Raw genomic sequence first — 11,907 nt, 5'->3', positions numbered from 1 at the left:
CCATTTTAAGCCGGTGTTGAAACAGGCATGGGTACCGGATCTGCCGGCGGAAAAAAACTCAGCATTATAAAAATAACGGCGGATACAAAAATACCTCCTATGTTAGCGTCCAGCCCAAGGGGCAATGATATTTCGGCGATCACCAGGCCTGTGGTGGTGCCCCCACCGGCAAGCATTGCCCAAAAAGCAGCCTGAGGGGTTCCTTTTTTCCAGAACAGTGCCCCAAGTACAGGCACAAAAAGTCCTGACACCATGAAGGCGTAGGACAACAGCATCAATTCCAGTACGTTTTGCATCAACGTTGCAAGTATCAGTGCCAGCACTCCGATGGCCAGGGTGGCGATCTGTGAATAGCGTAAGTTTTCTTTTTCAGTAGGTTCCCTGGGCATCAGCCGGTCCAGTACATCGGTCACCACATTTCCGGAAGCGGCCATGAGGCAGCTATCGGCGGTGGACATGATGGCTGAAAAATAAGCCGACAACATCAGGCCCATTAATCCGGTAGGCAGAATGGTCCGCAGCAACATGGGAAGGCCCATTTCAGGGTCTATGGCAGCAGCGCTGGCGTAACCGGCATATTCAAACATGCCTTGTTCGGCGGCTACCCTCGAAAATAACCCCAGGAGCACGCCCATGAATGCCATGGCAGGATATTCAAACAACCCGGCAATGTACCAGGCCTTTTTGGCGGTTTTTTCGTCTTTGCAGGCATAAATGCGCTGATAAAGGGTCATGCCGACAAACCAGATGGGGACTATCGTAACAAACCAGTTGATTAAAGTAACGGGTTTGATATTGGTCAGAGAAAGATGGGAGGCCGGAAGTGTGGAACGGATGGCATCAATCCCTCCGATGGCATAATATCCCATGGGGATACCGATGAATATCAGGCCACTCATGAGTATGATCCATTGGATGGTGTCGGTGTAGATGACGGCTTTTAACCCGCCGATAACGGTATATCCTACGGCGATGAATCCCATGATGAGCAAGGCCGTATTCATGTTGAGGTCGAGGAAGGTGGCAGAGGCCAGTTTGGCCCCGGCGAGCAGCTGGGAACTCGTAAAGCCGATATATCCGATAGCGGAAATGATGCCCGCCAGCAAGGCTACCCGCTTGCCGTAGAAATGGAGAAACAATTGGGGGAAAGTCAGGAATTTCATTTTCCGGGATAAGGAGCTCACACGGGGGATCAGAAAAACGGAGGCCAGCCAGGCGCCTACAAGCCCTGTGAAAAGCATCCATGAACCTGAAATCCCCATGAGAAAGCCCAGGCCGCCGAGTCCAATGGAAAACCCTCCGCCGACATCTGTCGCGACGACAGATAAGCCAATGTGCCAACTGCCCATTTCTCGTCCACCAACGTAATAGTCTTCCGCATTTTTATTGCGTTTATAGAAAAAGTATCCCACGCCGAGCATGGCCAGGAAATAGATCCCAAAAATTAACAGGTCTATCAAATGCATAAAAAAGTAGGGTCTTTTTAAAAGGAAAAGCCATAAAAATGAAAGACGGAAGCTGTTGAATTATCGACAACTTCCGTCTTCCAGTTCAAGAAGTCCGATGAGTATTCATCAAGGATTATTATTCTGTAAGCAGGGCAACATTTCGCGCCCTTAGGCCTTTTTCATTGCGCTCAACGATAAAAGATACTTTGTCGCCGGCATAGATCTTGTCTTCAAGATCCTGGAAATGTACGAACACATCTTTGGCCATTTGTTTAGAGTGGATGAAGCCAAAGCCTCTTGACCGGTTAAAGTATTTAATGAATCCTGTTTTTGGGGAATCCGTTTCGGATTTTTCCTGCTTATTACTTGTGAATAACGCTTTTATTTTTTCTAAAATCAGCATAAATAGTTTTTTGAAGCTGTTTAAAATTCCAGTTGCTGCCGTTTGGTTCAGAAAAAGGCTCTGAAGAGCACTTCCCTACCGTAAATTTTAAACAACATACTTTTAAAATTGAAAAACTCAGAAGAATGATTATTTCTCCTGACGCTTTTTCTCGACATAGGCAGCTTTTAAAATTTCTTTTCTGCGCAACACGGAAGGTTTGGTAAATTGCTTCCTGTCGGAAAGCTCTCTTCTTTGTTTGGTGTCTCTGTGTTTACGTTTGTATCTTTTTAACATTCGATCGATCGTTTCACCGTCGCTTCTTTCAATTTTTAGCATATAAATATTTTTTAAGTTGTTGTAAATAATGGAATTTTTCTTGCCTTAAAAGGCAATTTTATTTGGTGTATCTCATTTCGAGATACTTGTTTTCAAAGCCAAGTTTTTCGTAAAGAAATTTGGCCGGGTTATCCGGTTCAACATGCAGGGCCACTCCTCCGTCACTGACTTTCAGGGCATATTGCATTAGTTTTTTGCCAAGACCTTTTCCACGATATGTTTTGTCAACAGCGATGTAAACAAGGATATTTTCCGGAATATATCCTTCCATACCTGTTTTGTTTACCACAACGGTACCGATGATTTTATCCCCATCAAGGCAGTTAATGACAAAACCTCCTTCGCCCTCATTGTCTGAAATGGCGTAATCTATGGCCTTGGAAATGTGATCCTTGGGGTCACCAAACTGGTCGAGATGCGTGTGTAAAAAATCGACCGTACCAGCTGTCTGATTCGATGACAAAGGGTCGTACGATGTGAATAATTTCATTTTAAATTCATCCATAAATGCTTACTTTTTTATTTATTTATTCCCGGGACCAGGGTCTTTATTAAAAACGGATAACAGATAAACTCACACAGGATATCCTGGTGTTTGTATTCCTTCTCAAGGTCCGATGCAGCCCCAAACGACTTCGCCAGGCACAGAATAGATTTAAAAAGGTATGGTCGGTAGTTATTGACTTAGAAATTGCGACCCACGGCAAAAAAACAAATGGTACATTTATTGCTTTGATCGCAAAATTGTTTCAATAGAAACCTTTTCTAGAGATTTTGGCTAAAAATTCTCTAAGTATGAGTCGTTTTCGCGACTGTCTCTCGGGTAAAATTTGTCTGTAACGCAAGTGATTCTGTGAGTTCAGCTAATGTTAGGTATAAAATTAGTTGAAAAACAGATTTTTAGATAATGACAGTAATATGCCAACCGGCCTCGACCATACTGTTATTAATAGAAACGTATGAGCAACAAAACAGTTGCAAAAGTAGAAAAAAAATAGTTTCTATACAAACTATTTTTGATTTTCGCTGATTTCATTGATCGTAATGAGGGGAGAAGCGCTCAAATGCTCTGCGTCCATGATCTGAACGAGCAACTCAATATTTTTGTTGAGCTCACTGATCTGTTCAGTGGAAAGTAGAGAAAGTCTGGCTTTTAGTTTTTCCTGGAGGGTAGTGGGAGATTCCTTTAGCAGATCTGCTCCCTTCGCGGTCAGGGTAATAAAAGTGGCTCTTTTATCTTTAAAATTGGGCAATTTGGCGACCAGCCCTTTGGCTTCAAGCCTGCTTATGATGCCGGATACGGTACTGGCATTGAGCTGTATAAAATCCTTGATCTGCGAAGCAGAGGCTTTGTAGTCTTCCTGGCCCGAGAGAAATTGAAGGCACAACAATTGAGGGATGCTGATGCCGTATTGTTTTTCGATCTGCTTGCTCTCCAGGTTGATCGACCGGATGATCTTCCGTAGCTTGACTAAAATGTCGATGTAATTCATAATTTTTACGCCCGGAAATGCCTTGGCCGGAACTCATGGCAAGTTTAGTGATTTTTGAGGAGATCAGGACGAATTCTAGCAAGCAATTGCCTCGAAAAAAAAAGAATGAACTTATGAGGGTGCTAATTAACCCGTACTGCCTTTAATCCAACGCTGTTCAGTATTTCAGGAATATTTCTCACCACATTACTATCGTAATCACGGATCTCTTCAGAAAGGCTTTCCCAATCGGTGAGGTAGGGTGTTCTCCGGGTTTTTTCATTGATTTCACTGCCGTAGGTCCAGCCGGCCAAAGAACGGTCGGCACTCCAGCGCCGGTGTTCGAGTTTCGACAGCTGGTAGAGTTCTTCCTGGGAAAATATTGCGGCAGGGCGTGAATCCTCTTTGCTTACGATCTCACATCCAATACCCCTCATTTTCACCCCGAGATGGTCACCGACTTTCCGGTTGGAATCTTTGTATTCCTGGGATAGATTTTGCCATGAGACATCGGCTGCCCTGGTACCAAAATCAGGTTCACTTTTTCGTTTTTCAAGGTAATTGCGATGGATGGCTTTTGCCTTTTTATCGAGATCTTCTTCAATGATGGCCGGAAAAGAAGACACCCTTGAAGGCAAACCATAAGGTTTGATGTTTTTGGAAAAGGAGGCAAAGGATTCATTGTCACTGGTCCGTGCAAAAATGTTTAGCGGGCCATAGGTCTCATCGATCATTAAATTCTCCAGTTGCAGGCTCAGCAACATATTGTGGGTTTTATTGTCGAAACAAAGAATTATGGTATTTAAGGCATCAGGATGATCCTCGAGATTTTGGGCCAAGTGTTGAAGAAATTGAGGGCTGTTGGCGTTATGGGCCAGAAACCGGATATCGCAATAGTCAGTATAAGTAGGGTACCGTTCCAGGAAATCCGGGATCTTCTCCTTTGCCTTTAAGTCCACGACCAAAACTTTTGGTTTTTTGCCGTTGATATAATGCCCGTTATAGGCCGTTTGCAGGGCCAGTGCCTCCCCTGCCTGTCCGAATCCGATGATAATGATCTGCACATATTTTTCGCTGTCGAGGGTAATCCCCGAGCGGTCGGGAGGGTGTTCTTCAAACATTACCCGGGCGCTGTTTTCATACACATTAAAAATGTTCAGCACAAAACCATCATGCACGTCCCGCACCAGGTTATGGCTTCTCAAAGGATTCAGAAATTCCTGGTTCCGAAGGTGCATCAAACAATTCAGCGCATTGGATTCGTCCCGGTGGCTTTCTTTCAAAAGCTGATAAATCCGAAGACAGGCATTCACCTGGTCATTGTCATCCTGCATCAGCAGGAAGACTGATTTTGCGCGAGTGATCTTGGCCTTATTGAGCAGATGTGTGCTTTTGGCATCACCAATCAGCAGAAACCCTCCGGAGGACTTAAGGGAAGCGAGATTGGGGTTGAGTGGATTCTTTTCAATGACCAGTACTTTTTCCTTTTTTTGCAGGCTTTCCCGCAGGAGATTTTTTCCTTTTGTGCCCAAGCCGATGATGACCACGTGGTGGCGCAACCTTCTCATTCTCATCCGGGTCCAGCGTTCCTTGAAAATTTCCAGCATTGCATAAACAAAAGTCAGCACAGTGGTGAGGGGGGCGGTGAAGCGTGATGCATCCAGTTGCCACGGAATGGAAAAATCAAAATCTCCTCCTTCAAAGGTGAAAAGTTGAAGGGTACGATAAAGGCAGCGCAACCAATCATGGCTTTCTCCATGAGCCATAAAGTACTCCCTGAATCCGGTAATGCTGCCTGCCAGGCTAAAGATAAGCAGGGCTATCAGGGGCATCCAGTAGTACCGATTATTGTTGTGGGAATAGTTAGGTTCGGCCGCCATGTTTTTTACAGGTTTTGCGGTAAAAAATATTGTTCACAAAATACCCTGCCACGGGTTGACTTACAGCGATATTATAGCTATTTTTATACAAATGCAATTATTTCCACTTTTTTCAAAAGATTTATCGAACATTCCTCTTTAGATGGTAATGGTGTATTCTCGGAATCGCAGACCAGCCGAATTACGTCTAAAAAAACTTGCCCGTATGTTTTGACGTCCTGAAAATATAGTCTTCCCCTTTCATTGATTTCGCTTTTTTGAACCATGTCAGGTACCTCGGCTCTTTTGGCACCCCCAGGGCGACTTTCTCCAACCAGTAGGCAGGCAACCCCGGATGGGCATGATGGGCTTCGTGCAAATTGAAATTGAACAAAAAATGCCGGGCAAAAAAAGCATTCACATAAAAACTTCGGGTGTACTGCACCTGGTCTTTATAAGCGATGGGCCGGACCGCTTCTCCATTCGAAACGGGAATGTCAATGTGTGAGTGCTGGGTGAGAATGACCAGCTCTTTCCATACCAGGCTGAGGATAAAAGCCGGACCCAAAAGAGCCGCCAGGAAAGCCCCGAAAAAATATCCCAGAGCGATGTAAACGAACAGATAGGCCGTAACATGAAAAACGGCCGACCTGAATTTTTTAGGATTCAGAAAACGCCGGATCTTGAATATGTTCCAGTAATTGCTCAGCTTGTAAACGAGATAAAAAATGGGGATAAAAAGAAACCAGCACACATTGGCCACAATTCTCATGACGGGTGATTTGCTGGGTTCCACCGTTTTCTCAGTGGTAGGATCCTTGTCCCGCCAGCCGGTCCAGCGATGGTGGAGGTTGTGCATGTGCTGCCAGGTGTAATACGGGATCATGGAAAGCAACCCAAAAACATGCCCGAAAAGGTTGTTGAGCCACCTGCTGCTGAAAAAATTCAGGTGCGCACATTCATGCAGTAAAATAAATGTCTGCAAAAAGAAAAAGGACAAAAACAACTGCCCGAACCAGTAGGAAACGGTGTTTTCGGACAGCGCCAACAGTGTTCCTCCAACGGCCAATGCCCCGGGAATGATAAGACTTAAAAAAGCATTCCCGTTGCTCGCTTTGTAATCGGTTAACTTAAGTTCTTGTGTACCCATGACATGCTTAATTATCATCCATTTTTTCGCAAATTACCGTTTGCATGGAAAGATTTAAAACTTTCTGAAAGATCAATATCGGCGTCAATAAAAACTGGCCCAGGAAATAAGGAAAAATGATTTTATCAAGGTTCAGCCCCTTACCGATGAGCTTAAAATAGGTGCCTGAAAATATATAAAAATAAGGAGGAAAGGCACCAAAAGGCAAGTATTTAATCACCTTGAAACCGTTTTTCTCCATCATTTCCAAAAAACGTTTTTTGTCGTACAACGCGGTATGCTGAGGCGCCTGCACCCCCGGCCATTTTCTGCCGAACAGTTTAAAGGTAAAACTGTCCAGCCGAGGTACTTCGATGATGAGTTTTCCTCCCCTTTTTAGGATTCTGCCTGCTGTTTGTAGGGTTTTATTGGGATCGTAATCATGTTCGAGGAAGTGCCACATGGTCACCAGGTCGAAGCGATTGTCAGCGAGGTTCTGTTCATAAAACAACCCTTCATAAAATTCTATTTTGTCAAACCCAGGATAATCCAATCCTTCCTTGAAGTCCACCCCGCTTATTTTACAATCGTATTTTTGGTTCAGGTGCAGCAAAAAAGTGCCTACTGCACAACCTACATCCATGACTTCGGTGTCAGCATTCAGATCTACATATTGTGCGACGATCTTTTCCTTTTCCCTGTCGTGTTTGTTCATCGCCCATTCGTATAAGGGCGTCAGTATGCCCCAGTTCTTTTTCTTGCGGTGGGCAATGTATTCCCCGTCGTAAAACTCCTTGATCTGGTCAACATGTATCCTGGGATTTTGATATGCCAGGCCGCAGGATTTGCATTTAACATACTGAAATTCGCCTTCTTTTCCGGTCAGGTCTTCTTCCCCGATCAAAAAGAGATCATAGTCATTTGCTCCACAGTTGTAACAGTTGACCGGTTCAAACCGGTAGCCGGGAGGGTTTTTTAGTTTTTTTAAAAACAAATTCTCCATGTTTAATTGATGTTTAGCATAAAGACCAAAATTGGATAATACAAAACGGGGACATACCGGATTTTTTTAGATCCTTTAAAAAGCATAATAAGGAGCATCGCCGGTAAAATAAGCCATAGGTTTGTTGCATTTTCCCACACCCTGAAAGCGAGAAATCCGCTCACGGCTAAGGGAATTAAGCCCCAAAATAAGTTAATTTTTTCTAGAGATATTTTTTCCAGTGCATCATAGGTGAAAATGATGAAAAAAGTTGAGGTTATGGGCCCCAGGGAATGAATATCCGTTGAAAAACCGGAGAGGCACCACAACAGCACAGGGTACTTTAATAACGGGATGAATTCCAACGGGAATTGGGATCTGCGGGAAATAAAATAAAGCCCGGCAGAACCTGCGATCAAAGCCAGTACAGTATAAAAAATCCGCACATCTATGAGCACCAAAACAAGGAGATAAAGGATAGTTAATGTGATGGTCAACCGCAGAAATCGGGGATATTGCTCCACCTCCAGGTAAGTGCGCTCCGGATGTTCTTTTCTGTCGGTCTCCACGGATCCGGCATCGTCAATAAAACGAAAGACCAAAAACGAAAGGAATAAAAAAACGATGTTTTGCAGCCAGGGCATTGCCCCGCTTTTTGCATCAGCCACAAAAATGGAAAAGAGTGCTGCGAGCCACAAAAATTTTACGGGCTTTAAACGGCTTGTCAAATATTTTCCTATCATTTATTTAAACTTTCAACTGATCTAATTGATTTTTAACAGCATTCGACACAAGGAACCCCTTGTGATCTCTGCGCCTCCTCCGCGTTCTCTGCGGTTAAATTTTTGTTCGAACAAACCCCTCAGCAACCCCCAGTCAAAGTATCTGAATTTTGCCCAAATCCCCATCCAGGATTACTTCATCATTGTCTTTGAGTATTTCGGTAATGCCCTCGATGCCAATTACGGCAGGGATGCCAAATTCACGGGCTACAATGGCTCCATGGGATAAAGCACCACCTCTTTCCACGATCAGGCCCCCGATGAGCGGGAAGATCATGGCCCATCCGGGGTCCGTCTGTTTGGTGACCAGGATATCACCTTTTTCGATTTTATGGCCTTCCAGCACGGATTCCAGCACTTTTACCCTGGCTTTTACCCTGCCTCCACTGGCAGCTAGCCCGGAGAATTCGGTAGCCCCTTCAACAAGTGCTATTTTGGCGCTTACGTGATCGGGCCTTTCCCCGAATTCGGTGGAAAAGCTATCCGGGAAAAAGGAGGAGGAGGTTTGACAGAAGGTTTCCTTTCGGGAAGCCACCAGATGTTTGAGCGCCGGACCGAACATGCCGGAGGAGGAAATTAATTCCCCGATCTCTTTATAGTTCAGGTATAAAATGTCCTCCTCATTTTCCAGCAACCCTTTTTCCACGGCCTCCCGGCCGATCGATTTTACGACTACTTTGAATTTATAGTACATCTCCGCCTGTTTATACCGAACCCTTTCCCGACTGGAGATGGCTTGTTTACATAATTTTGACACCAGGTAGAGCTGGCCCGTTTCAAAAATGGAAAGCGGCAGCAGCACATGTCTTTTTCGGAAAATACGGGCAGCAAACTGTCTCATCGCCAGCCTCCGCTCCTTGTCTTTCTGTGCGATAATGATCCCAGGATCCTGGGCAGCATTGCGCATGTAACTCTGTACCAGCTCGATGAATTTTACCGGGTTTTCAATATAATTTTCCTTAAAAAACATCAACTCCCCGGAACAGCGGAAACCCCATTTGTCGAGGTAATTTTGGATCAGTTTTTTGGTGCTTTCCCATTTTTCCGAAGTAAAGACGGTTTGATATACTTTTTCCGCCGTGTTATTTGAGAACAACTGGCGTCCGCCTTCCTGCCGGTCGATATGTTCTACGAGTTTCCAGGTGTCGTTGAGGGGTTCGCTGCTGATCAAACCCGGGATGGCCTGCACCAGCGTATTGTGCACCCCCACACTTTGCTTCCCGTAAAATTTTTGGGTCAGCTTCCCTAACCATTTATAATGGATCATGGAAAAAAAGTCGGCAAGGCTGGCATGATACCACTGGTTGAAACGAAGGTCGAGGAATTCATAAAACAAATCTCCTTTGGCTTTTCCGTGAGGCTTGTGGTCAACCCTGGATGAAAAACCGGTTACTTTTTTTTCGATTTGTTTCACGTGGCGTTCCAGGGATATGTTGAGCCAGACCAGACGCCACCCGATCCTCAGCAGGGAAGTTTTTCCTGAAATGCCTGACGAGGCGGCATCTTTTCGGTCTCCATACCCCACAAACTGGTTGAAGGCTTCCTTGAAATAATCCTTAAGGGGAGAGGAAGAAAGAATGTTGTGAATGCTGGTCATGTTGTAATAAATCCGGTTGCTCCATATCCCGACAGCATTGCTGAAATCGTACTCCAGTGATCTGATGGCCTCTTTGTCGATCTGCAAAAGCCTGGCCAGGTTTTTGAAATAGTGGTAATAGGCATCCCGGGCGATGGAATACAAAAGCGGAGAGATGGGATCCGGGTAATTCTCGTTCAGGTTGGTGTTCGTCCAGTAAACCCGGGCAGTACTTTTTACAGTGATGGGGCGGGCCTGTACAAAATATATTTCATCGCCGATGGCCACCCATTCGATATCCAGGTGACTGCCGAATTGCTCTTTCAACTGCATGGATTGCCGGATCAATTGGTGCCCGTTGAAGGGAAGATCACGGGGTGGGGATTCTCCTGTAGATATTGAAAAATTGAGAGGGGTCACTTTACCGGTAACGAGGGCCTCACTTCCTCCCTTCACATATTCGGTGTAAATAGAAGATTCGTCATTGGGAGATCGGGTGAAAGTTACCCCGGCATAATCGGCCTCAAGAAATTCCTGGATCACTACTCCCATTTCTGAAAGAGATTGTCCTGAAAATGCCTGGTAGGCGATTACCCTTTCGTTATTCAATCCGTCCCAGCATTTTAAAATGGCGGCGCGGACGGCTTCCGCATCGTGAGCTACGACAAAGGAATCCAGTTGGCCGGCAAAGGAATGGTGTTCGGAGTCTTCGCCAATGCCTGAACTCCTCACAATCAATTGCCTGCCGGGTAGTGTTTTGATACAATCTTCCAGCTCCTGAATGAATCCGGGCGGCAGCGCCCGGTCAGCCTGGTATTGATTAAGCGCCGTTTTCCTTACGGCGAATCCACGGGGAACCTTTACTCCAAAGGTGATCAGTTGAGAAAGCCCGGAAGCTTTGCCTCCAACTTCAGCAGAGGTGAGTTTTTTATGCAAAGGTGACAGGTAGATCATAAGGATTGCTTGATTTTCAGACGAACCAGTAAATAAGATATGGAGAGGTGAATGCCAAAAGAAATGAAAAACAAACCAAAGATCGTTGTCCATGGAACCGGAGTGACCAGCCAGTAAAATAAGAGTATCCCGATGAGGGAGTCTGCCTTGTCAAAAAATATCTGAACCAGCTTGTATCGTTGCGAGTGTTCTCCATTGGCAATGCCCAGCTTTCTTTTGATATAGGAATTGGGCAATTCCGAAAGTAGATAAACAACCCCCATACCTGCCCCTGTCAGAAAGTCTTCCAGGTGTGACTGCAGCAAAGGCCCGAAGGCAAGACTGCTCAATAAGGCTAGCACCCCGCTCAGGATGGGCAGAACTAAAAACCCCCTCAGCGTTTTATTCCTGCCAAAGAGTGGTTGCGATACCGGGATGGCCAGGCCGGGCAACAGGTTTTTCCTGACGATGATCATGTGCAACACATTACCGGTGATCATGGGCAGGAAAAGCAGGAAGATATGGAGTTTAGCGTAAGTCAGCATGTTGTGTTTCTCTTGTTTAGCATTTTTCCATATTGGCTCGGGGTCTAAAGAAAGAACGAGCGGAAATCCTTGAGCATTTATAGTGCCTGGACAAATTTAACCAGATGTTTTTTATTTTCAATTAGCATATTAAAAAGGCCTAATGGAGTTTGCTTTTATAGCTACCAAATTTAGATTAGATGTAGCGCACCTGTCTGGCAGCCAGGTGAGACCAAAACCTTAGTTGTCAAACAAAGGATAAAGAATTCAAGGTACAGCGTCCCGGCATCGTATGCCGAGGAAAGGCTACCGCAACTTTTCCCCTGAATAATCTTAATCACTGATGTTACGCAAACATACACTATTATAGTTTATTACGCCATCTTTAAGTTATACGGTCTTAATTGCCAATCTAGCGCCAGGTAGAGCTTGAGACACTTCGTTGCTTTTGGGTTTTGTAATGTCTGTTTTTGATAGTAAC

General features: G+C 45.0%; 11 protein-coding genes. All 11 read right to left on the bottom strand.

Features of this window, described 5'->3' with window-relative positions:
* Positions 1 to 5 precede the first annotated feature (5 nt).
* The 11 genes from H6571_11680 to H6571_11630 all read right to left on the bottom strand — a co-directional run bounded on the left by H6571_11680 (position 6) and on the right by H6571_11630 (position 11,447).
* Positions 6 to 1,466 carry a sodium:solute symporter family protein gene (locus H6571_11680; GenBank protein MCB9324386.1) on the bottom strand — a complete coding sequence of 487 codons (1,461 nt, stop codon included), beginning with the start codon at positions 1,464 to 1,466 and terminating at the stop codon, positions 6 to 8.
* 118 nt (positions 1,467 to 1,584) lie between these two features.
* Positions 1,585 to 1,851, bottom strand: a complete 267-nt coding sequence (locus tag H6571_11675; GenBank protein MCB9324385.1) for a cold shock domain-containing protein — start codon at positions 1,849 to 1,851, stop codon at positions 1,585 to 1,587.
* A 129-nt stretch (positions 1,852 to 1,980) separates the two neighbouring features.
* Positions 1,981 to 2,169 carry a 30S ribosomal protein S21 gene (locus tag H6571_11670; GenBank protein ID MCB9324384.1) on the bottom strand — a complete coding sequence of 63 codons (189 nt, stop codon included), beginning with the start codon at positions 2,167 to 2,169 and terminating at the stop codon, positions 1,981 to 1,983.
* A gap of 58 nt (positions 2,170 to 2,227) precedes the next feature.
* Positions 2,228 to 2,659 carry a GNAT family N-acetyltransferase gene (locus H6571_11665; protein MCB9324383.1) on the bottom strand — a complete coding sequence of 144 codons (432 nt, stop codon included), beginning with the start codon at positions 2,657 to 2,659 and terminating at the stop codon, positions 2,228 to 2,230.
* Between the two features lie 520 nt (positions 2,660 to 3,179).
* Positions 3,180 to 3,662 (bottom strand): MarR family transcriptional regulator, encoded by a 483-nt coding sequence (locus tag H6571_11660; GenBank protein ID MCB9324382.1) that lies wholly within the window; start codon positions 3,660 to 3,662, stop codon positions 3,180 to 3,182.
* Positions 3,663 to 3,784: 122 nt separating this feature from the next.
* Complete coding sequence (locus tag H6571_11655; protein MCB9324381.1) at positions 3,785 to 5,521, bottom strand: NAD-binding protein; 1,737 nt, start codon at positions 5,519 to 5,521, stop codon at positions 3,785 to 3,787.
* 187 nt (positions 5,522 to 5,708) lie between these two features.
* Positions 5,709 to 6,650, bottom strand: coding sequence for a fatty acid desaturase (locus tag H6571_11650; protein ID MCB9324380.1), 942 nt, complete (start codon positions 6,648 to 6,650; stop codon positions 5,709 to 5,711).
* 7 nt (positions 6,651 to 6,657) lie between these two features.
* On the bottom strand, positions 6,658 to 7,632 hold the full coding sequence (locus tag H6571_11645; protein MCB9324379.1) for a class I SAM-dependent methyltransferase: 975 nt from the start codon (positions 7,630 to 7,632) through the stop codon (positions 6,658 to 6,660).
* Positions 7,633 to 7,634: 2 nt separating this feature from the next.
* The gene (locus tag H6571_11640; GenBank protein MCB9324378.1) at positions 7,635 to 8,354 is read right to left on the bottom strand and encodes a hypothetical protein; all 720 of its coding nucleotides are present in this window, start codon (positions 8,352 to 8,354) and stop codon (positions 7,635 to 7,637) included.
* A 133-nt stretch (positions 8,355 to 8,487) separates the two neighbouring features.
* Positions 8,488 to 10,923: a hypothetical protein gene (locus tag H6571_11635; protein ID MCB9324377.1), complete on the bottom strand. Its 2,436-nt coding sequence runs from the start codon at positions 10,921 to 10,923 to the stop codon at positions 8,488 to 8,490.
* Positions 10,920 to 11,447 carry a CDP-archaeol synthase gene (locus H6571_11630; GenBank protein ID MCB9324376.1) on the bottom strand — a complete coding sequence of 176 codons (528 nt, stop codon included), beginning with the start codon at positions 11,445 to 11,447 and terminating at the stop codon, positions 10,920 to 10,922. The genes H6571_11635 and H6571_11630 overlap by 4 nt, the downstream gene beginning before the upstream one ends.
* Between the last annotated feature and the right edge of the window lie 460 nt (positions 11,448 to 11,907).

The organism is Lewinellaceae bacterium (assembly GCA_020636105.1).
Taxonomy (GTDB): domain Bacteria; phylum Bacteroidota; class Bacteroidia; order Chitinophagales; family Saprospiraceae; genus BCD1.
This window is presented reverse-complemented; position numbering and strand designations above follow the sequence as displayed.